Origin of the sequence: Mucilaginibacter lappiensis (assembly GCF_050433765.1) — a bacterium.
GTDB lineage: Bacteria > Bacteroidota > Bacteroidia > Sphingobacteriales > Sphingobacteriaceae > Mucilaginibacter > Mucilaginibacter lappiensis_A.
The window spans coordinates 282,455-303,359 of the sequence record NZ_JBNPWP010000006.1 but is presented as its reverse complement, the minus strand read 5'-3'; the positions used below and the strand labels follow the sequence as shown (position 1 = coordinate 303,359).

The 20,905-nt window shown below is 41.4% G+C and carries 14 protein-coding genes; 12 read left to right on the top strand and 2 right to left on the bottom strand.

Going from position 1 to position 20,905, the window contains the following annotated elements:
• The first annotated feature begins 21 nt into the window (after positions 1-21).
• The 7 genes from M2273_RS19675 (at position 22) to M2273_RS19645 (ending at position 11,254) form a co-directional block, all read left to right on the top strand.
• Positions 22-1,167 carry a methionine aminotransferase gene (locus M2273_RS19675; protein WP_429399472.1) on the top strand — a complete coding sequence of 382 codons (1,146 nt, stop codon included), beginning with the start codon at positions 22-24 and terminating at the stop codon, positions 1,165-1,167.
• A 112-nt stretch (positions 1,168-1,279) separates the two neighbouring features.
• The gene (locus M2273_RS19670; protein ID WP_429399471.1) at positions 1,280-2,062 is read left to right on the top strand and encodes an amidohydrolase; all 783 of its coding nucleotides are present in this window, start codon (positions 1,280-1,282) and stop codon (positions 2,060-2,062) included.
• A 236-nt stretch (positions 2,063-2,298) separates the two neighbouring features.
• Positions 2,299-3,573, top strand: a complete 1,275-nt coding sequence (locus tag M2273_RS19665) for a TolC family protein (RefSeq protein ID WP_429399470.1) — start codon at positions 2,299-2,301, stop codon at positions 3,571-3,573.
• A 21-nt stretch (positions 3,574-3,594) separates the two neighbouring features.
• Entirely contained in the window at positions 3,595-4,695 is a 1,101-nt protein-coding gene (locus tag M2273_RS19660) for an efflux RND transporter periplasmic adaptor subunit (protein ID WP_429399469.1), read from the top strand.
• Positions 4,696-4,808: 113 nt separating this feature from the next.
• Positions 4,809-7,949 carry an efflux RND transporter permease subunit gene (locus M2273_RS19655; protein WP_429399468.1) on the top strand — a complete coding sequence of 1,047 codons (3,141 nt, stop codon included), beginning with the start codon at positions 4,809-4,811 and terminating at the stop codon, positions 7,947-7,949.
• A 253-nt stretch (positions 7,950-8,202) separates the two neighbouring features.
• A complete protein-coding gene (locus tag M2273_RS19650; protein WP_429399467.1) occupies positions 8,203-10,800 on the top strand; it encodes a GH92 family glycosyl hydrolase in 2,598 nt (865 codons plus the stop codon).
• An 88-nt stretch (positions 10,801-10,888) separates the two neighbouring features.
• The gene (locus M2273_RS19645; protein WP_429399466.1) at positions 10,889-11,254 is read left to right on the top strand and encodes a hypothetical protein; all 366 of its coding nucleotides are present in this window, start codon (positions 10,889-10,891) and stop codon (positions 11,252-11,254) included.
• A gap of 218 nt (positions 11,255-11,472) precedes the next feature.
• On the opposite strand, the gene M2273_RS19640 is transcribed toward M2273_RS19645, so the two are convergent.
• Positions 11,473-12,342, bottom strand: a complete 870-nt coding sequence (locus M2273_RS19640) for a polyphosphate kinase 2 family protein (protein ID WP_429399465.1) — start codon at positions 12,340-12,342, stop codon at positions 11,473-11,475.
• A gap of 280 nt (positions 12,343-12,622) precedes the next feature.
• Here M2273_RS19640 and M2273_RS19635 point away from each other — a divergent pair, with 280 nt between their 5' ends.
• The 4 genes from M2273_RS19635 to msrB all read left to right on the top strand — a co-directional run bounded on the left by M2273_RS19635 (position 12,623) and on the right by msrB (position 19,641).
• On the top strand, positions 12,623-14,953 hold the full coding sequence (locus M2273_RS19635; RefSeq protein WP_429399464.1) for a penicillin-binding protein 1A: 2,331 nt from the start codon (positions 12,623-12,625) through the stop codon (positions 14,951-14,953).
• 141 nt (positions 14,954-15,094) lie between these two features.
• Positions 15,095-18,310 (top strand): tolB protein precursor, encoded by a 3,216-nt coding sequence (locus M2273_RS19630; protein WP_429399463.1) that lies wholly within the window; start codon positions 15,095-15,097, stop codon positions 18,308-18,310.
• Positions 18,311-18,415: 105 nt separating this feature from the next.
• A complete protein-coding gene (locus M2273_RS19625) occupies positions 18,416-19,009 on the top strand; it encodes a fasciclin domain-containing protein (protein WP_429399462.1) in 594 nt (197 codons plus the stop codon).
• A 155-nt stretch (positions 19,010-19,164) separates the two neighbouring features.
• A complete protein-coding gene (gene msrB, locus M2273_RS19620) occupies positions 19,165-19,641 on the top strand; it encodes a peptide-methionine (R)-S-oxide reductase MsrB (protein WP_429399461.1) in 477 nt (158 codons plus the stop codon).
• On the opposite strand, the gene M2273_RS19615 is transcribed toward msrB, so the two are convergent.
• The gene (locus M2273_RS19615; RefSeq protein ID WP_429399460.1) at positions 19,631-19,987 is read right to left on the bottom strand and encodes a GIY-YIG nuclease family protein; all 357 of its coding nucleotides are present in this window, start codon (positions 19,985-19,987) and stop codon (positions 19,631-19,633) included. The two genes, msrB and M2273_RS19615, sit on opposite strands and share 11 nt — an antisense overlap.
• Before the next feature lie 86 nt (positions 19,988-20,073).
• On the opposite strand from M2273_RS19615, the gene M2273_RS19610 reads away from it, so the two are divergent.
• The gene (locus tag M2273_RS19610) at positions 20,074-20,850 is read left to right on the top strand and encodes an XRE family transcriptional regulator (RefSeq protein WP_429399459.1); all 777 of its coding nucleotides are present in this window, start codon (positions 20,074-20,076) and stop codon (positions 20,848-20,850) included.
• Positions 20,851-20,905: the final 55 nt, after the last annotated feature.

The window sequence follows — 20,905 nt, the reverse complement described above, 5'->3', positions numbered from 1 at the left end:
TTTACTTATTTTGGCCCCCAGATGATACCTGTTGTTTCAAAATTACCTCAAACTGGCACCACCATATTCACCATTATGTCGGCCCTGGCCAACGAAGTTGGTGCAATAAATCTTTCGCAAGGCTTTCCAGATTATGATTGTTCGCCCGAGCTTATTGAGCTGGTCAACAAAGCCATGAAAAACGGTCATAACCAGTACGCTCCGATGGCCGGAGTAATGGGCCTGCGTGAAAAGATAGCCGAGAAAACAGAAAAATTATACGGCGCCGTTTATAACCCTGATACCGAGATCACCATAACTGCCGGCGGTACGCAGGCTATATTCACCGCCATCAGCGCGGTTATTCATCCTAACGATGAGGTGATTATATTTGAGCCTGCATTTGATTGCTACGCTCCGGCTATTAAACTGATGGGCGGCGTTGTAAAATCACTGGCCCTTGAACCACCTAACTACCGCATTGCCTGGGATATGGTAAAAAGGTTGATCAACCACAAAACAAAAATGATCATCCTTAATTCGCCGCAAAATCCAACGTCAACTATATTGCACAAAGAGGATATTGATGAGTTGAGCGCATTGGTAAAAAATCAGGACATCCTGATATTAAGTGATGAGGTATATGAACACCTGATATATGATGGCGAAACGCATCACAGCATGGCGCGCTATCCTGAATTACAGCAAAGGAGCTTTATAGTAGCATCATTTGGTAAACCTTTTCATGCCACCGGCTGGAAAGTAGGTTACTGCATGGCCCCCGAATATTTGATGCAGGAGTTCAGGAAAATACATCAGTTTTTGGTGTTTGCGGTAAATACCCCTATACAATATGCCATTGCCGAATATTTACAAAATGAAGAAACTTATTTAGGCCTGCCCGATTTTTTCCAACAGAAAAGGGATTACTTTCGTAAGGGCCTTGAACAAACCCGCTTTGAATTACTACCTTGCTACGGATCGTACTTTCAATCAGTACGTTATAGCAAAATAACCAATGATAAAGATGCCGACTTTGCTATACGGATGGCCAAAGAAAATGGCGTTGCTTCCATACCGGTTTCAGCGTTTTATACCAAGGGAATTGACCATCATGTATTAAGGTTTTGTTTTGCCAAAAGGCAAGAAACTTTAGATAAAGCCGTTGATAGGTTAATAAAAGTTTAATTGGTAGTTAATGGATCTGTAGAAATAATACCAGGAACCATTAATTATCGTCTATTTACTTTTTAATTATCTATGGACTATTGACCTTGGTCTATAGACTTAAATTATGCTTATGGATAATCTTAAAATTACTATTTTTCAAGGCTACCTTTTTTGGGAAAATACCGATAAAAACTTACAGAATATCTCCCTGAGATTATCAGGTGGTATCCGCGAAAAAACAGATCTTATCATACTACCAGAAATGTTTAGCACAGGGTTTACCATGGATGCTGAAAAACTGGCTGAACCTATGGATGGTAAAACCATGAAATGGATGCATAAAATTGCGCAACAGTATGATTGTGTTATAACCGGCAGCATTATTATAAAAGAAGCTAATAAATACTTTAACCGCTTGATATGGATGCGGCCTGATGGCAGTTATGAACATTATGACAAACGCCACTTGTTTGCCCTGGGTAAAGAACATAATACCTATACCGCAGGTACCGAGAAACTTTTTGTTGAACTTAATGGCTGGATAATTTGCCCGGTAATATGTTATGATCTGCGTTTCCCGGTGTGGTTGCGCAATGTTAATGAATATGCTTATGACCTGCTGATCGTGGTGGCCAACTGGCCCGAGCGCAGGGCCCTGCACTGGCGCACCCTGCTGCCGGCGCGTGCTGTAGAAAATCAGGCCTATGTAATTGGTGTTAATCGCGTTGGGCATGATGGCAATGAGGTTTACCATTCAGGCGATTCAACCTGTATTGATCCTAATGGTAATGTGGTGTATTACAAACGCGATGAGGATGATGTGTACACATTCACCATTATTGCCGATGAGGTAAAAAAAGCCCGGCGCGCATTACCTTTTTTAAAGGATGCGGATGAATTTGAGATAAAATAATTTTGATCATGATTTAAGTATACTTTCCGAAACTTCATTTTAACTTGTTTATTTTCATGGGGTTTAAGAGTATTTCCCTGTTTTTCAAATTAATAAATCATCGTTTTCTTGATTAAATTATTTGTCATTTTTTTAACAATTTAAACTTAAAACCCCAAACCTCACAAATTACATGTCGTCTTCATAGAAAATTCATATCTGTTATGAATTTTTGTTCCGTTGAATAAACGATGATCATGTATAAAATAAAAACCCTGCTTTTTTTATTAGTTGTACTTTTTAGTTTTAGTACCAACCGGGCCAATGCCCAAACCGACACGGTTAAGCTTACCTTTCAGGATGCAGAAAAACAATTTCTTGAAAACAATTTAAGCCTTTTAGCCCAAAAGTATAATGTAGAAGCGTCGAAAGCGCTGATACAGCAAGCCAAACTTTGGGATAATCCTGTTTTGAGCACTGATCAAAACATCCATACCAGTGGCAGCAATAAATTTTTTGATCACAGCAAAGGTAACGGACAAGTATTTGTTCAGTTAACCCAGGTATTTACCACAGCCGGTAAACGTGGCAAACAGGTACAGGTAGCTAAAGACGATGCCATGGTACAGGAAGCCGCTTTTAATGACCTGATGCGCAATCTGAAATACAACCTGCAGCTTGATTTTAGCCAGCTGGCTACCCTGAACGCGCAGGAAAAGGTTTACCAAAACGAGATCAGCTCGGCAACAAACCTGGTTCAGGCCATCCAAAAATCATATGATGCGGGCAATACTTCCATGAAGGACCTGATCAGGCTTAAAGCCCTGCTTTTTGGGTTGCAGAACGATATGGTGGAGAACAACCGCCAGATCAACGATTTGCAAACTGAGCTAAAAACCCTGCTGCAAACCAAAGAGACCGCTTTTGTTGATCCTATCATTAATGATAAACCTACCGAGACTGTAGCACTTGATATACCCGCATTAATTGAACAGGCCAAAACAAACCGTCCTGATTACCTGTCAAACCAGTACCAACTCAGTTCGGCTACACATAACCTGGCCTATCAAAGGGCCCTGGCGGTTCCCGATATAACTATTGGCGCATCGTATGATAAAAACAGTAATTACGCGCCCAACTATTACGGTTTGGAGATCGGCCTACCCCTGCCCTTTTTTAACCGTAACCAGGGCAATATTAAATCGGCCAAATACAATATTCAAAGCCAGGAAAGCACTTTAAAACAAAACGAACTGCAGCTTAAAAACGATGTAGTAGCTGCCGTAAATCAATATAAATTAAATCAGCAATTGTTCTCAACCCAGCAAATTGAGTTTAATGAACAGTATGATAAGTTATTTAATAGTATGCTCAAGAGCTTTCAGCAAAGGCAGATAAGCCTTATTGAATTTGTTGATTTTTTTGATACTTACAAAGATACCAAACTCAAAATACTGCAACAGCAATACAACCTGCAAAAGGCCATTGCCGATCTCAACTTCGCCACCGGCACAACTATAGTTAAATCCTGAAATTTTTATAAATATTAAATAATGATGAAAAGAGAAACGCTGTTATCCGGCATCTCCGCTTTACTATTGCTTGCCGCCTGCAAAGGCAAGCCACAACCCGTAGCAGAAAACAAACAGGTTTGCATAAGCGACTCCATGGCGCATATGATAACCATTGACACTGCAAAAACCACTACCATGAAAGATGAACTTACCCTTTCGGGCGAGGTATCATATGATGATAATAACGTGGTTAAAGTATTCCCTTTTGCAGGCGGGCAGGTATTGGATGTCAAAGTTTCGCTGGGCGATAAGGTTACCAAGGGCCAAACACTGGCTATTGTACGCAGCGCTGATGTTGCCGGTAATTATACCGACCTCACGGCCACCAGATCAGACCTTGCCATTGCCAAACGTCAGTTAGAGCAAGCCGAATATTTATATAAGAACGGCATATCAAGTGAGCGCGACTATACCGAGGCTAAAGAAAACTATAACAAAGCTGTTGCATCCAATACCAAAATACAGCAGCAAATAGCTATCAATGGCGGCGGTAATACCAATGCCGGCGGCACACTGGTTATCAAAGCGCCAGAAAGTGGCTATATCGTTGAAAAAAATATTACCTCAGGCAGTTTTATCCGCCCGGATAATAATAACAGCATGTTCACTATTTCAAACATGAAGGATGTGTGGATCTGGGCCAACGTATTTGAGTCAGACATTAGCAAAGTTAAAACAGGTTATGAGGCCAAAGTTACTACAGTAGCTTATCCTGATAAAGTGTTTACCGGTAAGGTAGATGCTGTTAGCTCGGTTTTAGACCCCGATAACAAGGTGATGAAGATAAAGATCGTATTGCCAAATACAAATATGATGCTGAAGCCAGAAATGTTTACCAATGTGATTATCACCAACAATGAAAGGGCACAATCAGTATCGGTACCGGCAAAGGCAGTGGTGTTTGATAACAGCAAGAATTATGTAATTGTATATAACGACAAGTGCGACTTAAAATTGAGAGAGGTTAATATCATTAAAACGGTAGCCGACACCACCTATATCTCGTCGGGCCTTAAAGCCGGCGACAGGGTGATCTCAAAGAATCAGCTGTTATTGTACGATTCTTTAACAGGAGAGTAAAAACAAGAGCCAGACAGTGGTACCGGATTACAAACCCTGGATACTAACTGCTTAATAATTAATACTATTTAATACCTGTACTTGCTACTTGATACTAAATACCTGATACTACAATGAACAAATTCATTAAAAATATAATCTATTTCTCACTCAGGCACCGCTATTTTGTGTTTTTCATGACACTGGTGCTTGTTGTGATCGGTGTGTGGAGTTACATGAACACGCCTATTGAAACATTCCCCGATGTAACCAATACCCAGATCATCATTATAGCGCAATGGCCGGGGCGTAGTGCCGAGGAGGTCGAAAAAATGATCACCATCCCTATGGAGACCGTTTTAAACTCGGTACAAAAAAAGGCTAACCTGCGTACCACCTCTGCATTTGGTTTATCATACGTGCGCATTATTTTTGATGACGATGTTGACGATGCCTTTGCGCGCCAGCAGGTACTGAGCCGCCTGGGCAATGCCGACCTGCCTGATGGTGTAAAGCCCGAAGTAGAACCTCCTTATGGCCCGACCGGCGAAATTTACAGGTACACCCTTAAAAGCCGAACCAAATCAATTCATGAGTTAACCGCCATACAGGACTGGATACTTGACCGCCAGTTTAAATCAGTTCCGGGTGTGGCCGATGTGAACAGCTTTGGTGGCGAAGAAAAAACTTATGAGGTAAGCGTAAACCCTACGCTGCTGCAAAAGTACAGCCTTACATCGCTCGATGTATACAATGCCATAAACCGAACCAATATTAATGTAGGTGGCGATGTAATAGAAAAGAATGACCAGGCTTATGTAGTTCGGGGTATAGGTGTGATCAACAACATTGAAGAGATACAGAATATCATCATCAAAAATGTAAACAACGTACCTATACTGGCTAAAGATATTGCCGAAATAAAGGAAAGCGGTTTGCCGCGTTTGGGTCAGGTAAGCCGGGACAGGCAGAAGGATGTACTGGAGGGTATCATTGTGATGCGTAAAGGCGAAAACCCGGCTGAGGTTTTAAACCGGATACGTGATAAGGTTAAAGACCTTAATGAAAATGTTTTGCCCAAGGATGTTAAGATCGATACTTTTTACGACCGTACCAACCTGATGGATTTTTGTACCGAAACCGTGATCCATAACCTTATGGAAGGTATTGTACTGGTAACGGTGATCGTGTTCCTGTTCATGGCCGACTGGCGCACTACTTTAACGGTGGTTATCATTATCCCGTTGTCGCTGTTATTTGCCTTTATATGTATGCGTATCAAGGGTATGAGCGCCAACCTGCTCTCGATGGGAGCTGTGGATTTTGGTATCATTATAGATGGCGCCGTGGTAATGGTTGAAGGTATTTTTGTGGCGCTTGATCATAAGGCCAAAGAAGTAGGTATGCAAAAGTTTAACGGACTGGCCAAACTGGGTCTGTTTAAAAACGTAGGCGCCGAAATGGGTAAAGCCATTTTCTTCTCCAAACTCATCATCATTACCTGTTTGATCCCAATTTTCGCGTTTCAAAAGGTAGAGGGTAAAATGTTTAGTCCGCTGGCTTATACGCTGGGCTTTGCTTTACTGGGCGCGTTGATATTTACTTTAACGCTGGTACCTGCGTTATCAAGTATCCTGTTGCGTAAAAATGTGAGGGAAAAACACAATCCGGTAGTTATATTTTTTGAGAACGGCATTCGCCGCATGTTTAATTATACCTACCGTAATCCTAAGCTGAGTTTAATTGTGGCAGTCTCGTTCATGGCACTTACCTTCTTTTCGGCAAAGTTCCTCGGTTCTGAGTTCCTGCCCGATCTGAATGAAGGCGCCCTTTGGGTGGAGGCCGAACTGCCCATGAGCGTTTCCTTATCCGAGGCTGAAAGCATCAATCAAAAAATGATGCAGATACTGGCTAAGTTCCCCGAGGTAAAGCAAACACTGGCACAGGTAGGCCGTACCAACGATGGTACCGACCCGAAAGGCTTTTTTGATGTACAGATCCAGGTGGATCTTAAAAATAAAAAAGAATGGCCAAGCGGTTTGTCTGAAGATGAGCTGATAGACCAGATGGATAAACAGCTAAGCAAGATTCCTGGTGCCATTTTCAACTACTCGCAACCTATACGTGACAATGTGGAGGAAGCCGTTGCAGGTGTAAACGCTGCATTAGCTGTAAAAATATTCGGGCCCGATTTTCAAACGCTTGATGCAAAAGCCGACAGCGTGATGAACATACTTAAAACCGTAAAAGGAGTTGATGACCTTGGCGTTTTACGTAACCTTGGTCAGCCCGAGTTTAGGATTGAGCTCGACCAGCGTAAGATGGGGCTTTATGGGGTATCAACTGCTGATGCTAACTCGGTAATTGAAATGGCCATTGGTGGTAAGGCAGCAACTGAGCTATATGAAGGCGAACGCAGGTTTGATATCAGGATAAGATATCAGAAACAATTCCGTGATACACAGGATAAGATCGAGAACCTAATGGTACCAACACTTAACGGATCAAAAATTGCCATAAAAGAAATTGCCACTATCAGAACCATTACTGGCCCTGCCTTTATTTACCGAGATAATAATACCCGGTACATCGCCGTAAAATTCTCGGTACGTGGCCGCGATTTGGGAAGTACCATTGCCGAGGCGCAGCAAAAAGTTAACCGACGTGTTAAGCTCGATCATGGATATTCATTTGTTTGGGCTGGTGAGTTCGAAAACCAAATAAGGGCATCAAACACCCTTGCGCACGTGGTTCCTATTTGTTTATTAGTGATATTCCTGATACTGTTTGTAACCTTTGGCAATGTAAAAGATGCTACGCTAGTAATATTAAACGTACCATTCGCATTAATTGGGGGTATCCTCGCGTTACATATCACCGGTACAAACTTCAGTATATCGGCAGGGATAGGCTTTATTGCTTTGTTCGGTGTGTGTATACAAAATGGGGTAATTCTGATCTCGGTTTTCAAAAAGAACATTGAAGAACATATGCCGCTTAACCAGGCTATATTAGATGGTGTTATTTCGAGGGTAAGACCGGTAGTGATGACCGCATTGATGGCCGCTATTGGTCTAATGCCCGCGGCGGTTTCAACCGGTATTGGCTCCGAAACCCAAAAACCCCTGGCCATTGTGGTAATAGGTGGTTTGGTTACTTCAACCATACTCACTTTATTGATATTGCCAATTATATATGCCATAGTTCACCGGTTAGTTCATCGCCGGGAAAACAGGAAACTTTTAAAAAGAATGGGGGCTGTAAGAAATGCCTAATCTAATCAGATAAAAAACGCCCCGGCAAATGCCGGGGCGTTTTTTATTGTTCCCCTCTTGAGAGGGGGAGCGTAGGGCCACGTTGTAGCAGGGGTGTGTTTCTTCGCCTATAAAGAACACACCATTCTCAAAAGTGAAATAGCACTTCCTCTTTCTCAATAACTGTTTTTAACATTATTTAGCTTAAATTGCTACTGCTTGTTGTAATATTTAAGTTTTAATTTGCGTGATATAATAAACAGCATTCATCCATATGCCAGCTATCAAATCTGTACTTCGTAATGTTTTAGCACTTACTTTATTATTAGTTATTGCATCAACTGCATCTGCCCAAAAAGTTCAAAAGAAAAAAGAGAAGGATTACGCCCAGGTGGTTGATCCTTTTATTGGCACAGGCGGGCACGGGCATACCTATCCGGGCGCTGTTGTGCCTTTTGGCATGGTACAGCTTAGTCCTGATACGCGATTAACCGGATGGGATGCCTGCTCAGGCTATCATTATACCGATACCGTGGTTTATGGTTTTTCGCACACCCATTTAAGCGGAACAGGCGATCTGGATTATTGCGATGTATTGTTTATGCCAACCACTGGCGAACCCCAGTTTAAGAATACAGATTACCGGTCGGGCTTTAAAAAGAAAAATGAGGAGGCTACTCCAGGCTATTATAAAACGCTGCTTGATAAATATAACATCAGCGTGGAGCTTACTGCCACTACGCGTGTTGGTGTACATCGCTATAATTTCCCATCTACCCCAAATGCTAACATTATTATTGACCTCCAGCACCGCGACGAGGTGCTGGATTCATGGATAGAAGTAGTGAATGATCATGAAATACAGGGTTTCCGGAAATCAGGATCATGGGCGGCAGATCAGCAGGTATACTTTTACGCCAAATTTTCAAAACCATTTAAAACTTACGGCATAGCCAGTAACGATCAACTGCAACAAGGTAAAAACAAGCTTGAAGGCAACAACATTAAAATGTACCTGCAGTTTGATAATCCCGGCGAAGTAATTGCCAAGGTGGGTATATCGGCGGTAAGCACCGAGGGTGCCTTAAAAAACCTGGATACCGAAGTACCCGATTTCGATTTTAAAAAAGTGCAGAAAGCCGCAAAAGCAACCTGGAATACCGAATTAAACAAGATCCAGGTGGAAGGCGGTGCACCTACCGTAGCGCAGGCTACCCAGGCGGCACAAACAGATCTGCGGGTAAATGCAGTCCCCAATGCTCCCAAGGGAAAAAGACCTTTCATACCTGATTACGTAAAAATCAAGCAAACTATATTTTACACGGCTTTATACCATACCATGCTGGCCCCCAACGTTTATAATGATGTTGATGGTCAGTACCGCGGTTTGGATCAAAAAATACATACCGCGCAGGGTTTCAATTATTACACCGTATTTTCTTTATGGGATACTTACAGGGCCGAACACCCCCTACTTACCCTGATAGATAAAAAACGGACTCTCGATTTCATTAAAACTTTTTTAGCCATGTACGAGCAGGGTGGTTTATTACCTATGTGGCCGTTAGCCAGTAATGAAACCTTTGCCATGATCGGCAATCATTCTATCCCTGTTATTGTGGATGCTTATGCAAAAGGGATTCGTGATTTTGATGTGGCGAAGGTTTTTACAGCCATGAAGGCGGCTGTAAACCGCAACCAGTTTGGTTTAGATAATTACCGTAACCATGGTGTAGTATTGGCCGATACGATAGACCTTTCCGTTTCAAAAACGCTGGAATATGCTTATGACGATTGGTGTATAGCCCAGATGGCCAAAATGCTTGATAAGCCACAGGATTATACCGAATACATTCAGCGTGCGCAGTACTGGAAAAACGCGTATAACAACCAGAATGGTTTTATGCAGGCTCGTGTTAATGGCGGCTGGATCTCCCCTTTTGAACCTACAGAAGTAAACCGCAACTATACCGAGGGCAATGCCTGGCAATATGCATTCTTTGTACCGCAGGATACGGAAAATTTAATGGCATGGATGGGTGGCAAACAGGCATTTGAAGCCAAACTCGATGAGTTGTTTACCACAACATCAAAACTAAGTGGCAATGCCGTACCCGATGTTACCGGACTTATTGGCCAGTATGCGCATGGTAATGAGCCAAGCCATCACATGGCTTACCTGTATAACTTTACCGATTCGCCGGATAAGACCCAGTTTTATATTGATCGCATATTACGCGAAGAGTACAGCGAAAAACCCGATGGTTTGGCCGGTAATGAAGATTGCGGACAAATGTCGGCCTGGTATGTAATGAGTTCATTGGGTATTTATAACATTGCTCCGGGCCAAAATGAATTTCAGATTGGCATCCCCCAGTTTGATAAGGCTGTTATTTACCTGGAGAATGGCAAAAAGTTCACCATCACTAACTCTGGTGCCGGTATAAGTCGTGCTAATACCTACCTGCAGGGTATGAGCCTTGCCAAAAAATCCTACAGCAAATTATACCTCAACTATACTGATATTGCCGATGGCGGTGAGTTTGAAGTGTTCACTGGTAAGCTGGCCAACAAAATGTTTACGCAGGATCTTGAAAAGCCTGTTTCTAAAATTACGGATAACCTCATCGTGGCCAATCCATATATTATAGCACCATCAAAAACTTTCAAACAACCCTTCAACATCCAAATAAAAAGCGCTGACGCTGATGCCAAAATATACTATACGCTTGATGGATCAACACCTTCGGCAAACGCAATACTTTATAGCCAGCCTGTAAATATCTCTGCCAATACAACAGTTAAGGCTATTGCCATCAGTAACGGTAAAAGCAGTTTTGTTGATGAGGCTAATTTTGTTAAGGTAAATTGATAGCATAATTAGTAAGAAATTAATAATTTGGTAATAAATTATCGTTAGCTTTATTTAATTAATACCAATTTTAAATTAACCTATCGCTATGAACGACATTCCATCAAAAGACGACGGCAAAACAGCAGGGATCGTCAGTTACTTTTTCATTCTTGGGTGGCTTATAGCCTATTTTGCTATGTATAAGGACAATAAAACTGCACTATCTACTTACCAGTTAAGGCAAACTTTGTTGTTCCACCTGGCTTCCATAGTTATTTATTATGCTGTTGGAGCTATTTTCGCAGCAACACTTTTTTCCGGCGGCTTTTCTTTGGGCTATGCGCTTTATTGGGTAGTTAAAGTGGGTTTATTAATTCTGTGGATAATAGGCTTTATCGGTGCCATCAACGGCGAACAAAAACCTATCCCACTTATTGGTGAAAAAGCACAATCAATATTTTCAGGTATTTAATTATCGATAGACTTTTGTCATTCTGAGCAAAGTGTTTTTGCACAGCAATTAACAAATATGTCATTGCGAGCGTAGCGTGGCAATCTCATTACACAAGTGGTCGACCTGCCTAATGAGATTGCTTCGTTCCTCGCAATGACATCATATTATAGGCGTCATTTTTTGCATGTCATTTCACCCCTTAGGGTTTCCCAATTTTATAACTCAGCTTGGTAAACCTATTCCCCATCCAACAACTTTTTTGATTCATCCAGTTTTGCCTTTTCTTCTTTTGATAAGGCTGGATATGTTAATTTCAGTTCCTTCAGGGTTTCGAGTATAGTGGAGGATATGGCTATTCTTGTAAACCATTTTTTGTCGGCAGGTATCACGTACCAGGGACATTTTTTTGTAGCGGTTTCCTTAATTGCCTTTTCATATGCATCCATATAATCGTCCCAGTACTTGCGTTCTTCAATATCATCTGCCGAAAACTTCCAGTTCTTTTTAGGATCGTCTATCCGTTTTAAAAAGCGTTCTTTTTGTTCCTCCTTTGATAAGTGCAGAAAAAACTTGATGATAACTGTTCCATCGCTGGTAAGATGATCTTCAAATGAACGGATACTTTCATAGCGTTTGTTCCAAAACTGATGGTCTATATGCTTAACGGCATCAATGCCTGGTAAATTCTCTTTTAGCACAAGCTCCGGGTGTACTTTGGTTATCAGCACGTTTTCATAATGCGAACGGTTGTGGATGCCAATACGACCCCGTTCAGGGAGTGACCGGTAGTGACGCCATAAAAAATCATGTTTGTACTCTTCGGCACTGGGTTGTTTAAAGCTGTATACCTGGCAACCCTGCGGGTTTAAACCCGAAAAAGTATGTGCTATAGCGCTATCTTTACCGGCAGCATCCATAGCCTGAAAAATAATAAGCAAAGCATACCTGTTAGCGGCGTAAAGCTCTGTTTGCAGGTCAAAAGTTTGTTCAATTAAACCCGTTAAAACCTTTTTAGCATCACTTTTTTTAAAGCCATCAGCATAGCCTGGATCAAAATCTTTAAGCGAGAAAGTTTTACCATCGTTTACCCTGAATTTGCTGATCATGTTACTCATATTAAAAAAATCTTGTTACACTTTGTTAACTTAAAATTTAGATGTTAAAATTGCGTTTATAATGATGCCGTTTAATTTAAAAGCCGGATATTAACACACCAATACTCATCCTGATTTGAGGATGAGTTTTTTATAAGGTAATAAAAGGTTTTAATGCCTTATGCTTCATAATTTGGTTGGTGATGAGCATATCCGTAGCTTTTATTAAACTGCTCATATTAATATTTGTTTGAGGCTATGATTTAGCGTCATAATTTTACATCTTTACCCAATGTTCAGACGTATACGAAACCGGTTTCTGAGATATTTCGCCATATTTATTTACTTCGTTATTATCTTTTTCTGTTCTATCGAACTTAACTTCCTGTGGCTTTCAGGCTACTCTCCTGACATGCAGGATATTAAAAACCCTATCATGTCGGTTGGTTCAGAGGTTTATACTGCCGATGGTAAACTGATAGGCCAATACTATAAAGAGAACCGGTCGCCGGTTGAGTTAAAAAACATATCCCCAAACCTTGTAAATGCACTTATTGCAACCGAAGATGTACGCTTTTACAAACATCACGGAGTTGATTTTTATTCCTTTTTTACCAGCATGCTCTCTACCGCCAAAGGCGAACGCCGCGGCGGAAGTACCATTACCCAACAGCTGGCAAAAAATCTGTTCGAAACGCGTAAAAGAAAGTCGCAGGGAATCATAAAGCGTGTTCCATTGATCCGTACCATAGTTTACAAGTTTAAAGAGTGGCTTACTGCCTTTAAAATTGAGCATGTCTACAGTAAACAGCAAATACTTACCCTGTACTTTAATACCGTACCGTTTGGCAATAACTCCTTTGGTATTAAAACCGCCTCGTTAAAGTATTTTAATAAAACACCCGATAAAGTGAGCCCAGCCGAAGCTGCATTGCTCATCGGGATGCTCAAGGCCACATCAAGCTATAGCCCAATTAAAAACCCTGAACGCGCGCTTGAACGTCGTAATACGGTTTTAGGACAGATGGAAAAATATAAATTCCTTACCAAAGCAGGGTATGATACCAGTGTCAGATCACCTATAAAGCTTAATCTGAGTTATGTAGAGGAAGATTCGCACGGCGACTCGTATATACGCCGGGCGGTTGAAAAATGGCTGGATAAATGGTGTAAGGAGAATGATTACAACCTGTACGAGGACGGCCTTAAAATTTATACTACCATTGATTCGCGAATGCAGCAATACGCCGAAGAGGCCGTTGCCGAAAAAATGAAGATGCTGCAAAAGCGCTTCAACAATCTTTGGGGAAATAAAAATCCCTGGCGCGATTCAAAAGGTGTGGAGATCAAAGATTTCTTATTAAAAAATGAACAAAGGCTGCCTATATATAAATTGCTCGATAAAAAATATAAAGGCGATACCACCCAGATACAGCAATACTTTAAACAGAAAAAGCGGATGACCGTTTTTACCTGGAAGGGCGAACAGGATACCACTTTTTCAACTATTGACTCTATTAAATATTATGCTCACATTTTAAACACCGGTATGATGACCCTGGAGCCGTCAACAGGTAAAATAAAGGTTTGGATTGGCGGCATTGACCATCGCTTTTTTAATTACGACCACGTAAACCAATCGCGCAGGCAAGCGGGATCTACCTTTAAACCATTTGCTTATTTAACAGCTTTGGATAATGGCTTTACACCTTGCGATAAGTTTACCGATAAGCCTGTAACTATTAAATACAAGGATAATGGCAAGGACGAAGTTTGGCAACCCAACAATGCCGATTTCCACTTTTCATACCAGGAAATGTCATTACGCTGGGCCATGGGAAAATCGGTAAACTCCATAACCGCGCAGTTAACAGAGAAGGTAGGCTGGGATAAAATTGTGGAGTATGCGCATAAATGCGGTATTGAAAGCCCTCTAAAATCGGTGCCATCCGTATCCCTGGGCTCCAATGATGTTTCGGTTTTTGAAATGGTAAGGGCCTACAGCACTTTTTTAAATAAGGGCGAAAAATTAGATCCTCTGCTGGTAACTAAAGTAGTTGATCAGGATGGTAACGTTGTAAAAGAATTTACATTAAAATCAGAACGGGTAATAAGCCCGGAAACTGCCTGGCTGATGCTTTATATGTTTCGTGGTGGTATGGAAGAACCCGGAGGCACCTCACAGGCATTATGGGAATATCCCGGCCTATGGAAAAAAGACAACCAGATTGGTGGCAAAACCGGCACCTCATCTGATTATGTGGATGGCTGGTACATGGGTATTACCAAAGACCTGGTTACGGGTATCTGGGTAGGTGCCGATGACCGCAGTGTTCACTTCACCACATCAGAAACCGGCGAGGGATCACACACGGCCCTGCCTATATTTGGCCGTTTTATGGAAAAAGTTTATGCCGATCCTAAATCAGGTTATACCTATGGTGCATTCCCAAAACCATGGGTTAAAATAACTAAACAATATAATTGCCCTTCGCCACGGATAGTTGCCGATACCACATCAACTGATAGTACAAGCAACCCTATTGATACAACCGGCGTATTACCTGTACCGGCACCAACAACACCACCAGAAAATCCTGAAAATACTCCGCCAAATCAATAAGGAGTACAGTATTAATGGTGTACACTTAATACAAACCGGTAGGCTATACAGCCTGCCGGTTTGCTTAACCAGTAATTAATAGTAATTTGTTTCAATAAGATCCTATTTCATTAAATTAGCCATATCTATTTTAGTTAAATTATGAATAAACACTACCTCTTATCAAATAAAGCTAAAAAGTTCAGTCTTATACTGATCTGCTTTATTGGCTCACTATTGATAAGTACCGGTGCCAGGGCACAGTATTTCGGTCAAAATAAGGTACGCTATAAAAATCTTAAGTTTAATGTTTATAAAACCCCTCACTTTGAAATTTACTATTATTTAAAAAATGATAGTATGGTTAAGCGCTTTGCGCAGGAGAGTGAATTGTGGTATACCCTGCATCAGCAAATATTCAGGGACACCTTTAAAACAGCCAATCCTATCATTCTATACGCTAACCACCCTGATTTTCAGCAAACCACCGCTATTGATGGCGAAATTGGTGTAGGTACAGGCGGTGTTACCGAAGGCCTGAAAAACCGGGTAGTAATGCCGGTAATGGAAACCAACCAAACCACGCGGCATGTTATTGGGCACGAGTTGGTACACGCTTTTCAATACCGTGCGCTTCAGGGTGGCGACTCTGAAAGTTTCGAGAACATCAATAACATCCCTTTATGGATGATTGAGGGTATGGCCGAGTACCTTTCATTAGGTAAAAAGGATTCGTATACGGCCATGTGGATGCGTGATGCCTATTTAAATCATGATATCCCAACGGTGCGCGACCTCACCGAAAGTAGTAAATACTTCCCTTACCGTTACGGCGAAGCTTTCTGGTCGTTCTTAGGGTCAACCTATGGCGATACGGTGATTGTCCCCTTCTTTAAAAACACTGCCCGCTATGGCCTGGAATATGGCATAAGGCGCACCTTTGGCTATGATGATAAAACACTGTCGCGCCTCTGGAAAAACTCTATAGAAAGCACCTACAAGCCCTATTTGAAAGATACAGTTCAAAAGCCTGTAGGCTTTAAACTGGTTGACAGTAAAATCGGCGGCGACCTGGTAGTTGCTCCCGCGGTAAGCCCAGATGGTAAATATGTGGCATTTTTATCAGCCAAAAGTTTGTTTTCCATTGATCTTTACCTGGCCGATGCAAAAACCGGGGTTATACTGCGAAAGCTCACGAGTAAGGTATCAAACACGCATATTGATGAGTTTAACTTCATCGAATCGGCAGGTACTTGGTCACCTGATGGAAAGCGTTTTGCTTTCAGTGTGTTTAGTAAGGGTCGCAACCGTATGATCGTAGTTGATGTGGCCAGTGGGCGTACACTGGATGATGTTTCGATGGAAAAGGCCCAGCAATTCAGTAATCTGTCATGGTCGCCAAATGGCAAGGATATTGTTTTCCAGGGATTATCTGAAGGACAGGGCGATCTGTATTCCTATAATTTCGACAGTAAAAAAATAACCCAGCTTACAAATGATAAATATTCTGATTACCAGCCAAGCTATTCAAGGGATGGTAAAAAGATCATTTTTTCGAGCGACAGAACTACATACGATCAATCCTTAGAGCAGGACATTCCCTTTAACCTGGCCGAGCTTGATATTGCAACCGGAAAAATTACCGATATAAAAATATTTAACGGAGCAAATAACTTAAACCCGCAATACTCGGCAGATGGTACGCAGGTCTACTTTTTGTCAAACCGCGATGGGTTCCGTAACCTGTACCGTTATACCCTCAGCAGCGGAAAAATTGAACAAATGACCGATCTGTTTACCGGAATATGCGGCATAACCGAGTATTCGCCTGCCTTAAGTATCTCTAATCATGACGATGTTGTTTATTCGTACTACCGCGCTCAAAAATATGCACTGTATAATGCTAAGGCATCGGAGTTTAAACCAGTAACCTTACAAGCTACCGATGTAAACTTCAGCGCCGCCATGCTGCCACCCTCGCGCGCAGTAGGTGTGGATCTGATTAACTCCAACCTGAATAATTACCTTGCTTATAAAAAAATACCCACCGATTCGGTTACCAGTATTCCATATAAATCAAAGTTTAAGCTTGATTACCTGGCAGGCAGCGGTATTGGCATAGGTGTAAGCAATTTTTACGGCACAAGCTTATCAAGCGGCGTACAAGGTGTATTTAGCGATATCCTGGGGCGCAATCAGATCTTCGCGGCCGCCTCGGTTAACGGGCAGATCTATGATTCGGGCGCTGCTATAACCTATGTAAATCAAACCGGCCGGTGGAACCTTGGGTTTGGGGTATCGCACATCCCCTACCAGTTTGGCTTGCAAACAAGAACTTTCCCAACACAAAGTGTAGGTGGTAAAAACCAAACCGTATTGTCAGACAATATTGATATCATCCGGAATTTTGAAGACGCTGCCAGGGTATTCACCTCCTATCCTATTTCAAAAACCACACGTTTTGAAGTTGGTGCAGGTGCATCCTATAACTCCTACCGGGTTGATCGCTACAGTGATTTCTACAAGCTTGATACCGTTGTGAATGCTGATAACAGTAAAAGTATCAGCACAACCTATTTATCATCAGATAGGAAAAAGATCGCAAATAATGAAGAAGGCAACCTGATCGGTACTAATTTAAGATCGTATTCCCTTTTCCAGGTTTCAACAGCGTTGATTGGTGACAACTCCTTTTTTGGGGTTACAGCTCCGCTTAATGGCTTCAGGTACAGGCTGGAAGCAGAATATAATTTTGGCACATACCGCTTTTTTGCTCCTACTATTGATCTCAGAAAATATGTGCGTGTTGAACCGGTTACCTTTGCTGCCAGGCTGTATGGTTATGGCAGGTTGGGTGGCGATGCCAGCGGGTTATATCCTTTATATGTAGGTTATCCGTTTTATATACGCGGCTATGAAGGGCAAACTTTTTACAACAATGGTAAAACATCAAGCAACGGTTTTAGTATTGACCAACTGTCGGGCAGCCGTATAGCTGTGTTTAACTTTGAGGTGCGCCTGCCATTTACCGGTCCCGAGAAGCTGGCCCAGATAAAATCAAAGTTTTTGTTTACTGATCTTAACTTGTTTTTTGACGCAGGCTTAGCCTGGAACGCGGGCGATCATATATATTTCCAAAAAAATCCACCGGTAATAGGCCAAACACCTGTACTTAATGATGATGGCACGCAGCAAATTGTTAACGGGCAACCGGTTACACAACCTTTATATGGCAGAGTTCCGGCGTTAAGCGCGGGTATATCATTAAGGATTAACGTTTTTGGTGCATTTGTATTGGAGCCTTATTTAGCTGTTCCGTTTAACCGCAGCGATGTAACTAAACCATTATTTGGTTTAGGCTTTACTCCTGGATGGTAGGTATAGCAAAAGATAAAAATAAAAAAGCGGCACATAGCCGCTTTTTTATTTAAAACCTAAATTGATAAAAACAGTTATTTACATGATCAATATAACCAACCAGGTATGAAAAAATTATTACTGCTCGGCCTTGCCTTTATTTATGGCATCACCGTGTTTGCCCAAACCAGCAATATAACTGCTAACATCGGGGCAATCGGTATACTAAAAACTACTGCTGGTGATGGTATGCTGCCTGCAAATGACATTGTTCAAAATATTGCATTATCAAAAGATCTTTCAATATTTTATAATTTCATCAAAAGCTCCAACTTAATAGAAACTTATAAAAGTAAGGGGCCTATTACCATATTTGCCCCGGCTAACCAGGCATTTGAAGCACTACCCACTGATATAGTCGATTCCCTTGCAAAGCCAAACCATGTTTGGGAACTTACCGGCATACTTACTTATCATGCCATTGCAGGCAAGCTAAAAGCAAAAGATATTGAGAAACAAATAAACGGGCATAAAGGACTGGCTACTTTTACCACACTGGGCGGTAGCAAGCTTACCGCTAAAATTGATTCCAACCGTAATATTGTACTGGAAGACGACAACGGTGGTAAAAGTATAATTAACCGGTTTGATGTGGAACAAAGTAACGGTATGCTGCACATTGTAAATAGAGTTTTGATGCCCAAGGTCAAATCCATATAATAAAATATAAATACCCTGGAATGACAATCCGTTGAAAATAATATTACGTATTTTAAGTATAATAAATTTGTAAGGGTTAGCCGTATTTTACGACTAAAGATCCGTAACCATGGTGCTGCAATGCCCCATGCAAATTTTATGATTGCTTAATTAAAATGAAAAGATCAATTTTTGCTGTAGTAATATTATGTGTTTTGACTGCCTTTGGCTGTCAGAACAGTAACGGACAGGATGCCAAAAGAAAGCTGAGTAAACCCGCGGCCGAGTGGCAAAAAATACTGACACCAAATCAGTATCACATCATGGTTGAGAGTGGGACTGAACCGCCGTATAAAAACGACTATTGGAACAACCACGAAAAGGGCGTTTATGTAAGCGCCGCCACCGGCGAAGTACTATTTAGCTCGGATGATAAGTTTGACAGCGGCACAGGTTGGCCAAGCTTTGTTAAAGCCGTTGACCCCAAAAAAGTTGCTATAGTACATGATAACAGCTACGGCATGAGCCGCGATGAAGTTATTGAAAAAAGTACCGGTTTACACCTGGGTCATGTTTTTGACGATGGCCCCGCCGACCGTGGCGGTAAAAGATACTGCATGAACTCAGGCGCGTTAAAATTCATTAAAAAGTAACCGGTCTTCTGTTAGCGTTTACAGACGGGCGCAATTGGGGCCTTACACGTAAACCGCTTTCATACTTTAAACCAATGGTCAGATCTATCCAGTCAGGATTAACAGGTCTGATCATTTTTTCTTTTTGGGGGCGTGTAAAAGTGCTCACCACTTTAAAACGATCCATAGCCTGCTCTTCGGTGTTTATCTCTTCAAAATAAACCAAACGGTTAAGCTGCTGCGCGCTATCAAAAAACAAAGTAGGCATATCGCTGTAAAATTGTAATGTTTTTACAAGATCTGAACATAAGCCAACGTGTAAGTTTTTCCTGTTTCTGTCGGTGATGATATATACAAAACGTTTCATTTTATGATAAAAAATTTGGTGAACAAATAATTATTACTAACTTTATGAGCATAAAATTACTAATAATTTTAGCAAATGCAAATTTTATGTCAATAATTTCACAAAATATTAAGTTTCTCCGCAAAAAGAAGGGTTTAACCCAGCAGCAATTTGCCGACCAATTATGTATAAAACGCTCATTAGTAGGTGCATACGAAGAGGAAAGAGCCGAACCAAAATACGAACTACTAAAAACGTTAGCAATATTTTTTGACATTACTATTGATGACTTTATAAATGAAACCATCAATGAAAAATGGGCACCTAAGCCCAAAGGCAATCCGGCTAACCTGCGCATACTGAGCATTTCTGTTGATAAAGAGGATAATGAAAATATTGAAATGGTACCGCTTAAGGCCAGCGCCGGTTATTTAAACGGCTACGCCGATCCGGAATATGTATCAAAACTGCCTAAGTTTTATTTGCCCATGTTTAAACAAGGCACCTACAGGGCGTTTGAAATAAAAGGAGATTCCATGCTGCCTATATCATCAGGCGATATCATCATAGGCGAATACCTGGAGAACTGGGGCGATATTAAAACCGGCGAAACCTACGTGGTGATATCCAAAAATGATGGCGTGGTATATAAACGTATAGGTAACAAATTTAAAGAGAGCAAAAAGTTAAAGCTGGTATCTGACAATCCGGTATATGAACCCTATGAAATAAACGGTGAGGATGTGTTAGAAATATGGAAGGCAAAAGGCTTTATATCAACACAATTACCACAACCTACACCTGAGCCAACTATGGAAAGCCTCACCAATATGATGGCACAAATGCAGCGCTCTATATCAAACTTACAGCAAAGCAACAATTAAGTTACATCAGCTTATTTAAACCTTTACGGTATATCTTTATCATAAGATTATTAAA

Bases quoted from the DNA above. Each gene is read 5' to 3' on its own strand.
- M2273_RS19675 (WP_429399472.1), top strand. From the start codon at position 22: ATGATACCTGTTGTTTCAAAATTACCTCAAACTGGCACCACCATATTC.
- M2273_RS19615 (WP_429399460.1), bottom strand. From the start codon at position 19,987: ATGAAACGTTTTGTATATATCATCACCGACAGAAACAGGAAAAACTTA.
- M2273_RS19640 (WP_429399465.1), bottom strand. From the start codon at position 12,342: ATGATCAGCAAATTCAGGGTAAACGATGGTAAAACTTTCTCGCTTAAA.
- M2273_RS19650 (WP_429399467.1), top strand. From the start codon at position 8,203: ATGCCAGCTATCAAATCTGTACTTCGTAATGTTTTAGCACTTACTTTA.
- M2273_RS19660 (WP_429399469.1), top strand. From the start codon at position 3,595: ATGATGAAAAGAGAAACGCTGTTATCCGGCATCTCCGCTTTACTATTG.
- M2273_RS19625 (WP_429399462.1), top strand. From the start codon at position 18,416: ATGAAAAAATTATTACTGCTCGGCCTTGCCTTTATTTATGGCATCACC.
- M2273_RS19635 (WP_429399464.1), top strand. From the start codon at position 12,623: ATGTTCAGACGTATACGAAACCGGTTTCTGAGATATTTCGCCATATTT.
- M2273_RS19630 (WP_429399463.1), top strand. From the start codon at position 15,095: ATGAATAAACACTACCTCTTATCAAATAAAGCTAAAAAGTTCAGTCTT.
- msrB (WP_429399461.1), top strand. From the start codon at position 19,165: ATGAAAAGATCAATTTTTGCTGTAGTAATATTATGTGTTTTGACTGCC.
- M2273_RS19610 (WP_429399459.1), top strand. From the start codon at position 20,074: ATGTCAATAATTTCACAAAATATTAAGTTTCTCCGCAAAAAGAAGGGT.
- M2273_RS19655 (WP_429399468.1), top strand. From the start codon at position 4,809: ATGAACAAATTCATTAAAAATATAATCTATTTCTCACTCAGGCACCGC.
- M2273_RS19670 (WP_429399471.1), top strand. From the start codon at position 1,280: ATGGATAATCTTAAAATTACTATTTTTCAAGGCTACCTTTTTTGGGAA.
- M2273_RS19665 (WP_429399470.1), top strand. From the start codon at position 2,299: ATGTATAAAATAAAAACCCTGCTTTTTTTATTAGTTGTACTTTTTAGT.
- M2273_RS19645 (WP_429399466.1), top strand. From the start codon at position 10,889: ATGAACGACATTCCATCAAAAGACGACGGCAAAACAGCAGGGATCGTC.